Here is a 15,235-nt window from a genome sequence, read left to right on the forward strand (position 1 = left end):
CGAAACGCCCCGGTCGGCGACGGAAGTGGACTCAGCCCGTCCGAAGCGATTGCATCGATGCACCCGTGTGCCTCATTCGCGCACGCCGAACGACAGGCAGCTGCTGCCCTGCCACTGGATCTCGAGCGGCTCGCCGGCATCGGCCAAGGTTTCTTCCGACGGGTCCTTGCCGCTACCGAGGTTGAGCTGGCGGTCGGGCTGCTTGCTCACGCCCACCGTCACCACCAGTCGGCTGCCGGCCGCCAACCTGCGGCCGATCAGGCGCGTGTCCTTCACGGCCAGGCGCTGCGCTACGCCGGGGTCGAGCAGGCGGCGCTCGCGGCGATCCGCGCCGTAGCTCGCGCGCTGCAACCACCAGGCGAGGTCGAAGAACTGGCCTTCGGCAGTGAGCTCGTACACGCCGATGGCGATGTCGACGTCGCGCTTGTTGAGGGTGAAATCGAGCATGCCATCGAACGGTCCCGCCAGTTCCGTGTCCCGCGCCAGCGCCTCGCCGGTGAAGACCAGGCCCGCGTGCGGATCCAATCGGGGATTGAGCACGTTCTGCGGCGGCGTCCAGTCGGCATCGCTGCGATCGCGGAAATCAACGCGCTGCCTGGCCACTACGCCAGGCTGCGGTTGCGGAGAGAGTGCGTAAGTACCTGCGGCCGCCCCCGACGCCAGGCAAAGCGATTGGCGCCGGGTCGCCATGGTCTCCAGCGTGTGCGCGTGGCGCCAGGCATCGGTTCCCATGGCTTGCCAGTTCACGCGGTCAGCCAACAGCGCAGGCTTCGGTGCGCCTTTGAGCACATGGTCGAACCACGCCAGCCGCAACGCCTGCAGGTTGATCCGCGCGGCGGCGTCCGGTGCATAGCCTTGCACGGTGGGCGGCACGCCGGTCTGCATCGTGATGTGTTCGTAGGGGCCGATCACCAGCGTGTGGTCGGCGTCCGGGCGGTGGCGCAGATGTTCGCGGAAGTAGTGCAATACGCCAGCCTGTGCACCATCGAAATACCCCGTCGTGGCCAGCACCGGGATGTCGATGCCGGCGAACTCGTCGCCTTGCGGGATCATCGCCTGCCAGTACGCGTCGTAGGCGGGGTGCTGCAGCCATTCGGCGAACAGCGGATTTGAACTGCCGTCGATCAGCGGCCGCTCACCGTAGGCACGACCGCTCGCATACGCGTCGCGATCGAGCTTCGCCCAGCGTGCACTGTCGCCGTAGCGCGCATCGTCCAGCCAGCGGCTGCTGGCGGTGTACAGCGGCCACGCATACATGAAATTGAGGAAGACATTGCCTTCCATCGGGATGTCGATGCCGGGTGCGGCAGACGCCGATGTCGCGATCGCCTTTAGCGCCGGCGGTCGCTGCTTCAGCGCGGACCACTGGGCGAAGCTGTTGTAGCTGCCGCCGAACATGCCCACGCGGCCGTCGCTCCAGGGCTGCGCTGCGATCCAATCGATGACGGCGGCCGCATCGACGCCGTCGTGCCGGAAGGGCGCATTGGCATCGGGACTACGGCCCTTGCCACGGCTGTAGGCCACGGCGCCCACGTAGCCATGCGCGGCCATCGTCTTGGCATCGCCCCAGGCCACGTCGTCGTTGGCGTAGACGGTGAACTGCAGCAGCGTAGGCAAGCGCGGTGCGTTCGCGGGACGCACGACCAGCGCGGCGATACCGACTCCTTCCGGCGTCCGCACCAGCACGTCGCGGTCGATCCGGTAGCGGCGCGCGTCGTCGTCCTTCAATGCCGCCGCGAACAACGGCTGGAACGCCGCGTACGCGGCATGCACCTGGTATGCACGGACCAGGTCGATGGCCTCGGGCAGCGGCAGCCGTGACCGGCCGGCCACCTTCGCCAGCGCTGCATCCAGGTCGCCTCGCACCCTGGCGAGCGAGGTGCCGAACGAGAACTCCGCTTGCAGGGCCGTCCGGTCGTCCAATGCGCCGAAACGCTCGGCGAAGGCCTGCCGCCATGCCGGGGCGTAGGCCATCCCGCGCTGCGTCTGCAGTGTCTTGGCGCGCGCATGGATCTCGTACTGCAGGAACACCGGCGGCTGCGACGGTGGATCCTTGCGCAAGCCGCGCAGTGTGTCGATGCTGTCGATCGCCTGCGTGTATCGGCCGGCGGCGAGCTGCAACCGGAATCGGGTCGCGAGGTCGCGCTGGGGATCTTCGTCGCGATAGACCGCCAGCGCCTCGCGTGCCACCGTGGTCATCGCCGCATCCACATGGCCGTCGCGCAGGCCCGCCGGGATAACGATGTCCTTCGTTTGCGCGAAGGAAGGGAAGGCGCACGCCGTCAGTAGAAGTCCCAGCAGCAGTCTCATGTCGGTCCGGGGCAGGGAGGGCCGCGGGAGCTTTGCACGTGGGACCGTAGCGGGGAAGTGCGATGCGACGAAACCGTGCCCGTCGCGACGAAACGGGCACGGGGCCTGATGCTATCGGTCCAGGAAGGCGACGAGTGCCGGAATCGTCTGCCCGGGCGCCTCTTCCATCAGCCAGTGGCCCGAGCCCTGGATGATGACGCCCTCGACGTTGTCGTCCACCATCCGGCCCTGGTCGATCAGGAACTGGCCGCCGGCCTTTTCGCCTGACAGCACCAGCATCGGCATCGTCAGTTTTGTCTGCGCGAAGCCCGCGAAATCCTTCGCGTCCTGCTCGAAGTTCCGGAAGTACTCGAAGCCGGCGCGCATGCCGCCCGGGCGTGCGTACTCTTTCGCGTAGAACTGACGGTCGGCCTCGGGAATCGAGCGGGTGCGATCGGCAGCGAAGTCGTTCCAGAAGTGCTCGAAGTAGGTGCGCTCGCGACCATCGACCAGCTTCAACGGCGTCTCGCCATAGAAATGGAAATGCCACAGGTCGCGCAGCAGCCAGACCTTGGTCCAGTCGCCGACGCCGGGGATGAAGGCATCCATCAGCACGATGCTCTCCACCTCGTCGGGATACTGCGCCGCGTAGGCATAGGCCACCATCAAGCCGATGTCGTGGCCGACGATCTTGACCTTGCGATAGCCCAGCGACGCCACCAGCGCATGGATGTCCTGCGCAAGCGTCTTCTTGTCGTAACCGCCGTCCGGTTTGGACGACGCGCCCGCGCCGCGCAAGTCGGGCGCGATGACCACATGGCGATCGGCGAGTTTCGGCATCAGCGGTCGCCACATGTGGCTGGTCTCGGCGTAACCGTGCAGCAATACCACCGGGGACGTGTCGCCTTCGCCGGCCTGCAGGTAGTGCAGGGTGACGCCGTTGACGGTCGCGGTGTGGTCGTGGATGGCCGTATTGCCTGCCGCTTGGGCGGGCAGGTGCAGGCCGAGGATCACCAGCAGCGCCGTGGTCGCGCGCTGGACGGTACGCAGCAAGCTGTTCATCACGATCTCCTTGGGGTGGGTGTCGCAAGGCCGGCGGATACCCGGTGGCAACGCGGGAACGCGTATCCGTCGGCCAGGACGGGGTGCGGGGTGCCTAGAGCTGGCTCATGCCGCCGTCGGCGATGATCTCGGTGCCGACGATGAACGCCGACTCGGGCGAGGACAGGTGCAGTACGGTCGAAGCGATCTCGTCGGGCGTGCCGAAGCGGCCCAGCGGGATCTGGTTCTGGATCTGCGCTGCCGTGGCTTCCAGCGAAGCGGCATCCAGACCCAGTTTGCCGTACAGCGGCGTCGCCACCGGGCCGGGACTCACCACGTTGACGCGGACGCCGCGCGGCAGCAGTTCGGCCGACAGGGTCTTCGCCAGTGAGATCAACGCGGCCTTACTGGCGGCGTACACCGAGCTGTTCGGCATGCCGATATGGGCGTTGATGGAGCCGTTGATGACGATCGACGCGCCCGGATTGAGCAGTGGGATGAGCGCCTGCACCTGGAAGTAGGGGCCCTTCGCGTTGGTGTCGAAGACGTGGTCCCACAGGGCTTCGTCCACGTCGGGGAACGCGGCGAACTTCGCCGTCCCGGCGTTGAGGAAGACGGCGTCCAGACGCAGGGCGGCGGCCACCAGCGCCGCGCCCAGTGCTTTCGCGTCGGCCAGGCGGCCGGCGTCGTTCACCAGCGCGAGCGTGTCGGGTCCGATCTGCGATTTCGCTTGGTCGAGCGACGCGGCGTCGCGGCCGGTGATGACGACGCGGGCGCCTTCCGATGCGAACGCCTTGGCGGCCGCCAGGCCGATGCCGCTGCTGCCACCGGTCACGAGAATGGTCTTGTTGTTGAAGCGGTTCATGGTGAAGTCCTTCGATGCCAGCCCAATGCTGTGAGCGCATATTGGCGGTGCCCTGGCGGCTTTCCGTGCCACAATCGCGATGGACTCGTTCGAAGGTATCGAACATGTTGTCAGCCGATGAATTGGCCCTGCTGGAAGCCATTCGCGAGAGTGGCAGCCTGTCCCGGGCGGCCGCCCGGCTCGGCAAGGCGCCATCCACCGTGTCCCATGCGGCAAGGCAGCTCGAAGCGCGCTTCGATGCGCTGCTGTTCGACCGTCGCCGCTATCGCCTGCAGCTGACGCCGGCAGGCCACCTGCTGGCACAGGAAGCCGCGCGCCTGATGCTGGATGTGTCGCGCCTGACCCAGCGGGTCAGGCAGATCGCGGGTGGATGGGAGGACCGCTTGTGGATCGTCACCGACGAGATCCTGGAGTTCGAGACGCTGCTGCCGGTGATCCGTGCGTTCGATGCCTTGAAGTCCGGCGTGACGCTGCGCATCACCCATGAAGTCCTCACCGGCACGTGGGACGCCTTGCGCGACGGGCGCGCCGACCTGGTGGTGGGGGCGACGAACGAACCACCGGTGATCCCCGGGCTGCGCTGGTTCGAACTGGGCGTGATGGACTGGGTGTTCGCGGTTTCCCCGCGCCATCCCTTGGCCAAGGTGCACGAACCCGTCGAACGTGCGGCCGTGCTCCAGCATCGAGCGGTCGTAGTGGCCGATACGTCGCGCAGGGTGGAGGTGCGCGGGTATGGCGTGCTGGGCGGTCAGCCGTCGCTGGCGGTCCCCAGCATGCGCGCCAAGATCCAGGCCCAATGCGAAGGTCTTGGTGTGGGCTGGCTGCCACGCGATCGTGTCGCCGGATTGCTCCAGCGTGGCGACCTGGTGGAAAAAAAGATGGTGGACCCGCGAGAACCCAACCTGCTCTATGTCGCCTGGCGCGGCGATCACCAGGGGCGTGCGCTGGAGTGGTGGCTGGCGCAATTGCAGAACAAGCGCCTGGCGTCGCGATTGGTGAAAGGCCTGGATGTGGCGACGCTCAAGTAATTGCCGACCGATGTGGGGCGCCATCACCGTCGCTCAGGCCGACGGCGCGAAGTCCGCCAGCACGCTGTCGCCGACCGCGATCAGTCGATCCAGGCGAATGCGTTCGCCGGTGCCGAGCTCGGCGTACTCGACGCCGTCCCGGGCGGAGAGGGTGACGATGCGCGTTTCGCGTTCCTGCGGCGTGCCATCGTCATCCAGGAACCGGATGATGGCCGCCGTCCTCCGTGTCGCGGTGGCCTCCAGTACGTCGTGGAACTCGCAGTTGATCGGCGTATAAGGATCGGACGAGTGGGGCATGGCGGGCTCCCAGGGACCTTGTGCAGGGCAGGGCCCCAGCCTAGCGCGACGCCACCGACGGGTCGCGCGCGAGACGAGGTACAGGCGTGCGCGATGGTGTGTCGTGATCGGAAAGCAGGGCCGCGGTTCTCTGCCACGGCCCTCCAAGGCACTTGCCAGGCTACGAACGCCTCCGCCCGGGCAGCAGCATCGGCACCTTGCGCTGGTAGTCGCGGTAGGTGTCGCCGTGCATCGCGACGAGGTCGCGTTCTTCCAGGAACTTCACCGCCACGAAGATGTAGCCCGTGACGACGGCGGTGAACAACAGGTGCCCGATGGTCATCGTCGGGGTCACCCAGAAGGCGATCAGGAAGCCCAGCATCAGCGGGTGCCGCACGATGCGGTACATCGCGCGGATGACGAAAGGCTCGTCCTTCGCCACGCGTCCCCGCGCATGCAGCCAGACCTGGCGCAGACCGAACAGTTCGAAGTGGTTGATCGTGAAGGAACTGGTCAATACCAGCAGCCAGCCGAACAACGACACACCCCACAGGACGCCACGCGCAAGGCCGGCATCCACCTGCCAGACCACCTGCGGCAGCGGGCGCCACAGCCAGAACAGCAGCGCCAGCACCGCACTGCTGACGAGGACGAACGTGCTGCGTTCGATCGCGGGCGGCACGAACCGCGTCCACCATCGCTTGAAGGCGGGTCGCGCCATGCCGCTGTGTTGCACGGCGAACAGCGCTAGCAGACCGATGTCGATGGCCAGCGCGGTCCACAACGGGGTCTGAGCCCCGTTGTCGATGTGCTTCGGCACGCCGAACCCGGCGACGAACGCGATGGCGTACAGGAACGTGGCGAGGAACGCGGTGTAGCAGGCGGCGCCGTACAGCACGGCCAGTGAGCGGTTCATGAGCGATCTCCGGCCTAGCGGTAGAAATAGGGCGCCAGCACGTTTACCTGCGTGATGCGCTCCAGCGGGAGGTTGTTGTCGCCGGCGGCGCGGCGGATCGCTTCCGGGTCCGGACCGTCGTAGACGCAAAAGGTCTTGGTCTTGTCGGCATTCACGTAGGAATGCACCCAGGTCACGCCCTCCTTGGCATTGGTGGCGACCACGCCGAGGCAGGCGCGCGCGCCCACGTCGGTCATGGGGATGTTGAGGCCGGTGGGGAAGGTGCGTTCGATCATGTAGCGGGGCATGGGAGTGTCTCCAGTGAGGGGTATCGGTTCGGCGCGACCTTGCGGTCGCGCACGTGGGGCTCAGTGCGCGTCGAGGGTGACCGGCACTTCGGTGATGGTGTCCACCGGCAGGTGGTTCGCCTTGGCGGCCTGGCGGATGGCGTCCTCGGTCGGGCCTTCGTAGATGCAGAAGGTCTTGGTCTTGTCGCCGTTGGCGAAGGACATCAGCCACTTCACGCCGAAGCGGGCGTTGGTCTGGTTGACCTTGGCCTTGGTGGCGGCGTCGAGGCCGTCCAGTGCGCCCTTGGGGAAGGAACGCTGGATGACGTAGCGGTGGTTGGCGCTGGACGCGGTGCCTGCGTCCTTGGCCATCGCGGCGCCACTCAGCGTCAGCGCGCACAGGGCGGCCACCGCCAGCGTGCGCAGGGGATGGAGGGAGATCTTCATATCGGGAGTCCGTCGTTGTCACAGCGGATTGCTGTGTGGGAAAGGCTACGGAGCCGTCTTCCTCGCCGCGTCGGCGGACTTGCCCAGATTGGGTGCCGCGATTACCTATTTCTCGGGCGGATGCCGAGCGCCAGCGCAGCGGCCATGGCCTCGGTGCGCGTGCCCACCCCGAGCTTGGCGAACACGGCCGCGATGTGGTGATCCACTGTGCGTACGGAGCGCGAGAGGCGCTCGGCGATCTGGGCATTGCGCAAGCCGCCGCAGAGCAACTCCAGGACTTCCACCTCGCGCGAGGTCAGGCCGCCAGGATTGGACTGGGTCGAGGCCCGCTGCCCGCGCGGCACGCCACGGACGCCGGCTTCGCGCAGCTCGCGGCGCAGGCGCATCACCATCGGGCCCGCGCCCAGGGCCTCGAACTGGGCCAGAGCGTCGCGTCGCGCGTCGTCGTCTCCGTCGGCGAGCGCGCGCGCGCGCTCATACGGGCAGCCAAGTGCGCGCCAGGCGTCTGCCGCTTCCTGCCAGCGCCCTTCGAGCTGCAAGGAGAAGGGCGATGTGCGCACGGGTGAAGCGCCGTCGGAACTCGGCACGTCGAGGTAAAGCGAGAGTTCGTCCACCATCCACTGGTGGAAGCGCGATCCCAGGTCGGCCGAAGCCAGCGCCGTGATCGCTTCGCCTGGAGACAGCGCCTCGCCCGCCAGCCAGGCGGCTTCGAGCCGCGCGGCGACGATCGGGGCGATACGCAGGAAGGATTGCGTAGGCAGCGCCAGCGTGAGCGCTTCCTCAAGCAACGGGGCCGCGTCCGGATCCCCGCGCCTTGCGCGCACATGGCCCAGCACGGTGAGCGCCATGATCCGGCTGATCGGCGCAAGGTGGGGCATGCGCAAGAGTCTCGTCGCTTGTTCGCTGGCGTCGTCCCAGTGACCGGATGCGAGCCACGCGCATGCCTGCATCGCCGCCAGGTAGCCGGCCCAGGCGTCGAGGTCGCGCGCTTCGCAGTAGGCCAGTCCCTCCACCAGCCACTGCCGGGCCTCCGGCAGCCGCCTGCAGACGACGGCGTCGTAGGCCAGGTTCACGTAAGCACGCGCCGCATGTTCTTCGAAACCGTGGGCCAATGCCGTGCGCAGGCTCTGCTCCATCGCCAGGGCGCCGGCATCGTCGCCGCCTTCCCGTTGCGCGGTGCCGATGTTGTTCAGCGCATGGGCTTCGATTTCCTTGTCGCCCAGTTCGACCGACAGATCCAGCGCGCGCGTTCCCCACGCGATGGCGTCCGCACGTTGTCCTTGCAGCATGTGGAGCTGCGCGAGGTTGCTGTACGCCATGGCGAGTTCGCTTCCCGCCGGCAGATCTTCCAGCAACCGGATGGCGTCTTCCGCATGCGCCCGTGACGCGGCGGTCTGGCCGTTGTACCAGCTCAGGCGCGAGAGCCAGCGCGTCGCGTCTCCCTGACGGAGGCGCTCGCCCAGGCTCGCCCAGAGATCACGCGCCGCGGTTCTCGCCGCGAGCGCATCCGTCAGTTGGTCGGTCAGGTAGCACTCGTAGGAGAGGCGTTCCAACAGCGCCGCGCGGATCGGGTCCGGCTGCGCGTCGGCGAACGACAGGGCCGTCCGCAGGTGCGCAGCCGCTTCGCGGTGCGCACCGCTGCGTCGCGCCTCTTCGGCGGCCGCCGGCGCCAGACGAAGCACCGCGTCGCCGTCATGGGCACGGGCGGCGTGATGCACGCGCCACGCCAGTGGCGCGCGTGCCTGGTGGGGGCCGTCGAGCACGGCAAGCACGCGTGCATGCAGCTGTTGCGCACGCGGGCCGGACAGCGATCGTTCCACCGCCACGCGCGCAAGTTCGTGCCGGTAGGCGAACGTCTCCCGCTGTGCGAGCAGCAGGCCGGCGTCCAGGCATTCCTCGATCGCCGCGACCGACGGTGCCAGCACCGCGTCCATCAACCAGCCCTGGAGGTGGCGGGGCACGATCGCGGTCAGCTGCGCGACGTCCCGCGCATCCGAACCCAGCCGGGCGAAGCGCGCCAGCACGAGATCTTCGACGCCATGCGGCACGGCTTCGCTGCCACGCCGCAGCATCTCGCTGACGAAGAACGGGTTGCCCTGGGTGACCTCGTACAGCCCTTCGTGCGCATGCAGCGCGCCGTGCGCCATCGTTTCCACCGCTTGTGCGGTCAGGCGGGGCACCTGCAGGCGGGTCACGTTGGCCCGGGGAAGATCGCCCATCAGCCGGCGTAGCGGATGATTCGCGGCGACCTCGTCGTCGCGATAGGTCACCACCAGCAGGCAGGGTACGTGCGCGAGCCGCCTGCCCAGGAACCGGAGCAGGTCGAGCGTGGCCTCGTCGGCCCAGTGCGCGTCTTCGACGACGAGCATCGTCGGCGACGCCTGCAGTTCGGTCAGGACCGCGCCGAACAGCGGCAACCGTCCCAGCGTGTCGATGTCGGTGCCGAAGCCGACGGCGTTGGCGCGGGCGATGTCGTGCAGTGGTGCAAGTGGATGCGGCGTCTGCAGTGCATCGCAGGCGCCCCACCACAGGTTCATCGTGCCGCGTCGCTCGCACAGCGCGGAGACCAGGCTCGTCTTGCCGATGCCCGCCTCGCCGCCGACCAGCACGACATTGCCGGTGCCGCCACGGGCCGCCTCAAGCAGGCCTTGCATGAGATCGAGCTGCGATTCGCGTTCGAGCAGGTTCATCGCGCGGGGCCGGGACCTTCGGTGCCAGGGGAGGATGTGGCCTGGCGCGTTGGAATCCGGTCAAGGCGGCGCGGGCTCTTCCACCAACGCGCAGCAAGCGTCTATCAGGACAGGAGGCGTGCGGATGCGTCCTCCCGCATCGCCTCAACCCGGAATCCGCGCGATCACCTTGATCTCGAAGTCGAAGCCCGCGAGCCAGTTCACCCCGATCGCCGTCCAGTTGGGATAGGGCGGCACGGGGAAAACCTCGCCCTTGACCTGCATGATCGTCTCGAACTGGCGCTCCGGGTCGGTGTGGAAGGTGGTCACGTCGACGATGTCGTCGAGCGCGCAGCCGCCGGCCTTCAGGGTCGCTTCCAGATTGGCGAATGCCAGGCGGACCTGGGCTTCGAAGTCCGGTTCGGGCGAACCATCGCTACGGCTGCCGACCTGGCCGGAGACGAACAGCAGGTCCCCCGAGCGGATCGCGGCGGAATAGGTGTGCAGGGCGTAAAGCTCGTGCCGACCGGCGGGAAAGACGGCGTCGCGGGATGCCATGGGAGTGCTCCTGTGGATGGGCCATGCGGCCCGGGTCATGGCGGAGACTCTAGGCAGCGCGGAGCGGGGGATAAACACGCCGATCCAGGGATCACTGTTTGTAGAATCCAAACAATCCCGGCTGCCCTTGGAAAGCGCATGGACCGTATCGACGCGATGCAGGCCTTCGTCCGTGTGGTCGAAACCGGCAGTTTCACCAAGGCTGCCGACACACTGCAGGCCAGCAAGACCCGCATCACCCAGCTGGTGCAGCAATTGGAGACGCACCTGCGGGTGAAGCTGCTCCACCGCACCACGCGCAAGGTCAACGTGACCGCCGACGGTGCGGCCTACTACGAGCGGGTCGTGCGGCTGCTGGCGGATCTGGACGATGCCGAAACCAGCCTGTCGGCGGCGTCCGCGTCACCGCGTGGCCGACTGCGCGTGGATGTGCCGGCGCCGCTGGCGAGCCACGTGTTGGTGCCTGCGCTGCCCGATTTCCATGCGCGCTATCCCGACATCCAACTCGACCTGGGCGTCAGCGATCGCAAGGTGGACCTGATCGACGAGAACGTGGACTGCGTGGTGCGCGGCGGGGCGCTCACGGATACATCGCTGCGCGCACGCCATATCGCCGACCTGGCGTTGGGCGTGTATGCCGCACCGGCCTATCTGGCGCGCGCGGGCGTGCCGGCGCACCCGCAGGTGCTGGAAGAGGCCGGGCACCGCATCGTCGGCTATCGCAGCGCACGTACCGGCAGCCCCTTGATGTCGCCGATGCGGCGTGGTGATGAAGAAGTGCGCGTACAGGGAAGGCATGTACTGTCGTTGGACGACGGCAATGCCTATCTGGCCGCGGGCCTCGCCGGCCTCGGCGTGCTGTGGCTACCCACCTACATGGCGCGTGAGTCGCTGGCGCGCGGCGAATTGGTCGCCCTGTTCGAAGAGTGGGAACTGGCGTCGATGCCGATGTACGTCGCATTTCCACCCAGCCGGCACGTAAGCCAGAAGCTTCGCGTGTTCATCGACTGGATCGTGGAACTGATGGCGCAGCATGCGCCGGCCATCCGGCCGCCAGACTAGCGCTTTGTATGGCGGCGTAATGGGATACCCTCGGATCTCCCAGCGGCCTCGGGGCCACGCATGACAGACCAACAAGAGTCGCTCGAAGACGCACTGGAGAACCGGGTCAGCCTGCATGACGCCTATCGGATCATGGAGCACTTTGTGGGCGCCTACCTCGCGCGCGGTGACACGACCGTATCCGACTTCCTGCACGCCTATGCGGGTTCGAACGGGCGCGCATGGACCACCGATCCGGCGGCTATCCACGACTTCGCCGAATCGGCGCGCATCGTGCTCGCACGATCCAACCAGAGCCCCGATATCCCTCGGGCGAGGGGCGGATGAGGACCCAGGGAGAAAAGATCCTGCTGGTGACGGGCATCCTGATGGCGGCCACGGCGGCGGCCATCCCTGTTCTGATTGTTCCGCACTTCCGGCAGATGTTCGCGTCTCTCGATGTCGAACTGCCCTTCATCACCCGGCTGTTCGTGTACTACAACGCCGTCTTCTGGCTTCTTCCTCTCCTTTCGCTGTGCGCGGGGTTCTATTGGCCGACGCCGCATCGCCGGGCCTGGGTGTCCTGCCTGATCGGCGGCATCAGTCTGGCCGTGATGATTCCCTTGCTGGTGGCCGCCGTATACCTGCCCATCTTCCAGATCGAAGCGCCGATCTAGGCGGTCCCGGCCCTGTCGATTCCCGTCTTCGGCATTCGTCGTCAAGGCATCCGTCCACGCAATCCGGCTCAAGCCGCGAGGTACTCGCCCCATGGGACTGCTGACCTTCAGCCTCAACCTCACCCTGGACGGTTGTGTCGACCACCGGGAGGGCATCGCCGACGAGGAGACGCATGCCTTTTTCACCCGCTTGATGGATGAGCACGGCGCGATGCTCTGGGGGCGGGTCACTTACGAAATGATGGAAGGCTATTGGCCGAGGGTGGCGTGCGGAGAAGTGGAAGCACCGCCCGCGACCCGTGAGTGGGCGGCCAAGCTGGAGGCGAAGCCGAAGTACGTGGTGTCGTCGACGCGCGAGGACTTCCCCTGGGCGCACAGCCATCGCATCGCCGGCGACCTGCGCGCGGGCGTGCAGCAGTTGAAGGATGCGACGCCGGCCGGCGTGCTGCTCGGTAGTGGCACGCTAGCCGCCGAGTTGGACCGGCTGGACCTGATCGACGAGTACCGCTTCCTCGTCCACGCCAGGATCGCCGGCCGCGGCCCGACGCTGTACCAGAGCGGGCTCCCCGGCACGCGACGGCTTGCACTGGTTTCCGCGACCCCGCTGCGCTGCGGTGCGGTCGCGATGCACTACCGGCGCTCAGACGACTGACGTTGGTGGCCACGCGCGGCGGCGTGTCGAATTCCGGCCTCCCGCTTCGTCGCCAAGACATCACTGCACGAAGGAATGCCCATGAAGTACCTCGGCCTCGCCTATTTCACTCCCGAGAAATTCGCCGCGATGCATCCGGACGACATCGAGGCACTGGTAAGCCAGTGTCCCGCCCTGGACGAGAAGATGCGCGCGACCGGCAAAGTGCGGGTTTCCGCCTCGCTGGGCGATCTGGAAGGCTGGCGGACGCTGCGCCCGGCCAACGGCAAGACCCAGGTCAGCGACGGGCCTTACACCGAGTCGAAGGAAGTGGTCGGCGGCCTCTTCATCATCGAGGCGGACAGCCACGACGAAGCGCTGCGCATCGCCTCGATGCACCCGGCCGCCACCCTGGGAGAAGAGGGCGGGTGGGCCGTCGAGCTGATCCCGATGGATTTCTACCTCGCCGGATAGGCGACGTCACTCCGCCAGCGCGGCGTCCACGGCGGCATTCGCATGCAGGGCCGTCGTGTCGAACAAGGGCACGCGGGCATCCTGCGCGCCCACCAGCAGGCCGATCTCGGTGCAGCCGAGGATGATGGCGTCGGCGCCGCTCGCCACCAGAGCGTCCATGATGCGGCGATAGGCCTCGCGCGAGCTGTCGCGCACCACGCCGCGGCATAGCTCGTCGTAGATCACGTCGTGGACGAGGCCGCGGTCGTCCGCGTCAGGCACGATGACCTGCAGGCCGTGCACTTCGCGCAGGCGTTCGCGGTAGAAGTCCTGTTCCATCGTGAAGCGCGTGCCGAGCAGGCCGACGGTGCGATGCCCGGCGGCCGTGATGGCGGCGCCGGTAGCGTCGGCGATATGCAGCAGTGGAATCGACACGGCCGCCTCCATCTGCGGCGCCACCTTGTGCATGGTGTTGGTACACAGCACCAGCAGGTCGGCACCGGCGGCCTGCACGCGACGCGCGGCATCGGCCAGCAGTTCGCCCGCGGCGTGCCAATCGCCCTCGCGCTGCAGTCGCTCGATCTCGTGGAAGTCGACGCTGTACAGCACCACCTGCGCCGAATGCAGGCCGCCCAGCCGCGCCTTGATGCCTTCGTTGACCAGACGGTAGTAGGGCACCGTCGATTCCCAGCTCATCCCGCCGATCAGGCCGATCGTCTTCATGCGTGTTCCGCCACCTGTGTACCGGAAACCGATTATGCGGGCTGGCACGCGGGCGAGGGTTGAGAGGTTTGGGGGGTGTGGCCCGGTTCCGTTGCAGGCGCCGTGACGCTATCGGCTTCGCGCGTCATGCCGCGATGAAGCCACCCCGTGCCCTGCGCGGATGACGTACACGCAGGGAGAGGGGGGCATGGGGGATCGGCACGACTGGATCGTCAGCGTTGTTGTCACCCCAACCCTGAGGTGTTCCATGCGTCGTCTGCTCGTGTTCCTCTTCGCTTCGGTCCTGGCCTCGTCCGCGATCGCCGCCAAGGCCCCGCCTTACACTTATGTCCGCGTCGGCAGTGCAAGCGATGTCTCACCCACGACGACGGCCGGCACCGTCCTGATGGGCGGCGGCACCGATGTCGACGCCGCTTTCCAATGGTTGTGCAACCGGGGTGGAAACGGGGATTTCCTGATCATCCGCGCCACCGGTGCCGATGCCTACAACCCGTACGTGCAAGGTCTGTGTCCGAACGTCAATTCGGTCGCCACCCTGATCATCCCGAGCACGGCGGCGGCGAACCATGCGGACGTCGCGGCGATCATCGCCAAGGCGGAAGTGGTATGGATCGCCGGCGGCGATCAGTCCAACTACATCAATTTCTGGAAAGGCACGCCGGTGCAGTCCACGCTCAATGCGCGCATCGCGCAAGGCGTACCGGTGGGTGGTACCAGTGCGGGTCTCAATGTACTGACCCAGTTCGTCTACAGCGCGAACGCCAGCCAGGGCGCGACCAGCAGCCAGGCGTTGGCCGATCCGTTCAACCGCTACCTGACCTTCGAACGCGACTTCGCTGCGGTGGCGCCGTTGCAGGGCGTCATCGGCGATCCCCACTTCGCCGCGCGCGACCGCATGGGTCGCAACCTCGCGTTCCTGTGCCGCGTGGCGGCCAGCGGCTGGCGTGCGGCGCCACGTGGCATCGCCGTCGACGAAGCGACCGCGTTGCTGGTGGCCAATGGTGGCTACGCAAGCGTGGTAGGCGAGGGCAAGGTGTATTTCCTGCAAGCGCCAGGCTTGCCGCAGGTGTGCGCGGCCAAACAACCGCTGACCTATCGCAACATCGGCGTGGCGCGCATCGCCGCCGGCGATGGCTTCGATCTCGTCACCTGGGCGCCGGTGGGCGGAACGACTTACACGGTCACGGCCGAAGTCGGCGTACTGAGTTCGACCCAGGCCGGCGGATCGGCTTACTGACAGACGATCGAAGCAGGGGTCGGAGTGGCTGTCCTTGATGCGTGGTCAACGCAGGACAGCGCTCTGACCCCCTCTACTTACTGAGCCGACTGCCAGGTCGGTGGCGCAGCGGGATCCA

At 67.3% G+C, this 15,235-nt stretch carries 17 protein-coding genes; 7 read left to right on the plus strand and 10 right to left on the minus strand.

The genetic code is table 11. The features are described from left to right. Positions 1–72 precede the first annotated feature (72 nt). The 3 genes from ACSION_RS08595 to ACSION_RS08605 all read right to left on the minus strand — a co-directional run bounded on the left by ACSION_RS08595 (position 73) and on the right by ACSION_RS08605 (position 4,195). Positions 73–2,310 carry a CocE/NonD family hydrolase gene (locus ACSION_RS08595; protein WP_435305640.1) on the minus strand — a complete coding sequence of 746 codons (2,238 nt, stop codon included), beginning with the start codon at positions 2,308–2,310 and terminating at the stop codon, positions 73–75. Positions 2,311–2,421: 111 nt separating this feature from the next. After that, positions 2,422–3,351, minus strand: coding sequence for an alpha/beta fold hydrolase (locus ACSION_RS08600; protein WP_435305641.1), 930 nt, complete (start codon positions 3,349–3,351; stop codon positions 2,422–2,424). Positions 3,352–3,445: 94 nt separating this feature from the next. Next, entirely contained in the window at positions 3,446–4,195 is a 750-nt protein-coding gene (locus ACSION_RS08605) for an SDR family oxidoreductase (protein WP_435305642.1), read from the minus strand. A 104-nt stretch (positions 4,196–4,299) separates the two neighbouring features. Between ACSION_RS08605 and ACSION_RS08610 the strand changes: the two genes are divergently transcribed. Beyond that, on the plus strand, positions 4,300–5,223 hold the full coding sequence (locus tag ACSION_RS08610; RefSeq protein ID WP_435305643.1) for a LysR family transcriptional regulator: 924 nt from the start codon (positions 4,300–4,302) through the stop codon (positions 5,221–5,223). A gap of 33 nt (positions 5,224–5,256) precedes the next feature. Here ACSION_RS08610 and ACSION_RS08615 read toward each other — a convergent pair whose 3' ends face one another. From ACSION_RS08615 to ACSION_RS08640, 6 genes are all read right to left on the minus strand, one after another. Continuing rightward, positions 5,257–5,520: a hypothetical protein gene (locus tag ACSION_RS08615; protein ID WP_435305644.1), complete on the minus strand. Its 264-nt coding sequence runs from the start codon at positions 5,518–5,520 to the stop codon at positions 5,257–5,259. A gap of 160 nt (positions 5,521–5,680) precedes the next feature. After that, positions 5,681–6,415, minus strand: a complete 735-nt coding sequence (gene mddA, locus ACSION_RS08620) for a methanethiol S-methyltransferase (protein ID WP_435305645.1) — start codon at positions 6,413–6,415, stop codon at positions 5,681–5,683. Positions 6,416–6,429: 14 nt separating this feature from the next. Further along, positions 6,430–6,702 (minus strand): DUF4242 domain-containing protein, encoded by a 273-nt coding sequence (locus tag ACSION_RS08625; protein ID WP_093490666.1) that lies wholly within the window; start codon positions 6,700–6,702, stop codon positions 6,430–6,432. Between the two features lie 60 nt (positions 6,703–6,762). After that, entirely contained in the window at positions 6,763–7,128 is a 366-nt protein-coding gene (locus ACSION_RS08630) for a DUF4242 domain-containing protein (RefSeq protein WP_435305646.1), read from the minus strand. A gap of 101 nt (positions 7,129–7,229) precedes the next feature. After that, a complete protein-coding gene (locus ACSION_RS08635) occupies positions 7,230–9,818 on the minus strand; it encodes an ATP-binding protein (protein ID WP_435305647.1) in 2,589 nt (862 codons plus the stop codon). Between the two features lie 144 nt (positions 9,819–9,962). Beyond that, positions 9,963–10,355, minus strand: a complete 393-nt coding sequence (locus ACSION_RS08640; protein WP_435305648.1) for a RidA family protein — start codon at positions 10,353–10,355, stop codon at positions 9,963–9,965. Positions 10,356–10,493: 138 nt separating this feature from the next. Here ACSION_RS08640 and ACSION_RS08645 point away from each other — a divergent pair, with 138 nt between their 5' ends. From ACSION_RS08645 to ACSION_RS08665, 5 genes are all read left to right on the plus strand, one after another. Next, the gene (locus ACSION_RS08645; protein WP_435305649.1) at positions 10,494–11,417 is read left to right on the plus strand and encodes a LysR substrate-binding domain-containing protein; all 924 of its coding nucleotides are present in this window, start codon (positions 10,494–10,496) and stop codon (positions 11,415–11,417) included. Between the two features lie 60 nt (positions 11,418–11,477). Then, positions 11,478–11,744, plus strand: coding sequence for a hypothetical protein (locus tag ACSION_RS08650; RefSeq protein WP_435305650.1), 267 nt, complete (start codon positions 11,478–11,480; stop codon positions 11,742–11,744). 26 nt (positions 11,745–11,770) lie between these two features. Further along, on the plus strand, positions 11,771–12,073 hold the full coding sequence (locus ACSION_RS08655; RefSeq protein WP_435305651.1) for a hypothetical protein: 303 nt from the start codon (positions 11,771–11,773) through the stop codon (positions 12,071–12,073). Positions 12,074–12,164: 91 nt separating this feature from the next. Next, positions 12,165–12,725: a dihydrofolate reductase family protein gene (locus tag ACSION_RS08660; RefSeq protein ID WP_435305652.1), complete on the plus strand. Its 561-nt coding sequence runs from the start codon at positions 12,165–12,167 to the stop codon at positions 12,723–12,725. Positions 12,726–12,806: 81 nt separating this feature from the next. Beyond that, positions 12,807–13,178, plus strand: a complete 372-nt coding sequence (locus tag ACSION_RS08665) for a YciI family protein (protein WP_435305653.1) — start codon at positions 12,807–12,809, stop codon at positions 13,176–13,178. A 6-nt stretch (positions 13,179–13,184) separates the two neighbouring features. Here the strand turns inward: ACSION_RS08665 and ACSION_RS08670 are convergent, their stop codons facing one another. Next, entirely contained in the window at positions 13,185–13,880 is a 696-nt protein-coding gene (locus ACSION_RS08670; protein WP_435305654.1) for an aspartate/glutamate racemase family protein, read from the minus strand. Positions 13,881–14,127: 247 nt separating this feature from the next. Here ACSION_RS08670 and ACSION_RS08675 point away from each other — a divergent pair, with 247 nt between their 5' ends. Continuing rightward, positions 14,128–15,117: a cyanophycinase gene (locus ACSION_RS08675; protein ID WP_158253506.1), complete on the plus strand. Its 990-nt coding sequence runs from the start codon at positions 14,128–14,130 to the stop codon at positions 15,115–15,117. The last annotated feature ends 118 nt before the right edge of the window (positions 15,118–15,235 follow it).

Source organism: Pseudoxanthomonas sp. LjRoot125 (assembly GCF_964252705.1).
GTDB lineage: Bacteria > Pseudomonadota > Gammaproteobacteria > Xanthomonadales > Xanthomonadaceae > Pseudoxanthomonas_A.

What these genes read in the sequence shown, in the direction of transcription:
- ACSION_RS08595 (WP_435305640.1), bottom strand. Translation starts at nt 2,310, where the DNA reads ATGAGACTGCTGCTGGGACTTCTACTGACGGCGTGCGCCTTCCCTTCC.
- ACSION_RS08600 (WP_435305641.1), bottom strand. Translation starts at nt 3,351, where the DNA reads ATGAACAGCTTGCTGCGTACCGTCCAGCGCGCGACCACGGCGCTGCTG.
- ACSION_RS08605 (WP_435305642.1), bottom strand. Translation starts at nt 4,195, where the DNA reads ATGAACCGCTTCAACAACAAGACCATTCTCGTGACCGGTGGCAGCAGC.
- ACSION_RS08610 (WP_435305643.1), top strand. Translation starts at nt 4,300, where the DNA reads ATGTTGTCAGCCGATGAATTGGCCCTGCTGGAAGCCATTCGCGAGAGT.
- ACSION_RS08615 (WP_435305644.1), bottom strand. Translation starts at nt 5,520, where the DNA reads ATGCCCCACTCGTCCGATCCTTATACGCCGATCAACTGCGAGTTCCAC.
- mddA (WP_435305645.1), bottom strand. Translation starts at nt 6,415, where the DNA reads ATGAACCGCTCACTGGCCGTGCTGTACGGCGCCGCCTGCTACACCGCG.
- ACSION_RS08625 (WP_093490666.1), bottom strand. Translation starts at nt 6,702, where the DNA reads ATGCCCCGCTACATGATCGAACGCACCTTCCCCACCGGCCTCAACATC.
- ACSION_RS08630 (WP_435305646.1), bottom strand. Translation starts at nt 7,128, where the DNA reads ATGAAGATCTCCCTCCATCCCCTGCGCACGCTGGCGGTGGCCGCCCTG.
- ACSION_RS08635 (WP_435305647.1), bottom strand. Translation starts at nt 9,818, where the DNA reads ATGAACCTGCTCGAACGCGAATCGCAGCTCGATCTCATGCAAGGCCTG.
- ACSION_RS08640 (WP_435305648.1), bottom strand. Translation starts at nt 10,355, where the DNA reads ATGGCATCCCGCGACGCCGTCTTTCCCGCCGGTCGGCACGAGCTTTAC.
- ACSION_RS08645 (WP_435305649.1), top strand. Translation starts at nt 10,494, where the DNA reads ATGGACCGTATCGACGCGATGCAGGCCTTCGTCCGTGTGGTCGAAACC.
- ACSION_RS08650 (WP_435305650.1), top strand. Translation starts at nt 11,478, where the DNA reads ATGACAGACCAACAAGAGTCGCTCGAAGACGCACTGGAGAACCGGGTC.
- ACSION_RS08660 (WP_435305652.1), top strand. Translation starts at nt 12,165, where the DNA reads ATGGGACTGCTGACCTTCAGCCTCAACCTCACCCTGGACGGTTGTGTC.
- ACSION_RS08665 (WP_435305653.1), top strand. Translation starts at nt 12,807, where the DNA reads ATGAAGTACCTCGGCCTCGCCTATTTCACTCCCGAGAAATTCGCCGCG.
- ACSION_RS08670 (WP_435305654.1), bottom strand. Translation starts at nt 13,880, where the DNA reads ATGAAGACGATCGGCCTGATCGGCGGGATGAGCTGGGAATCGACGGTG.
- ACSION_RS08675 (WP_158253506.1), top strand. Translation starts at nt 14,128, where the DNA reads ATGCGTCGTCTGCTCGTGTTCCTCTTCGCTTCGGTCCTGGCCTCGTCC.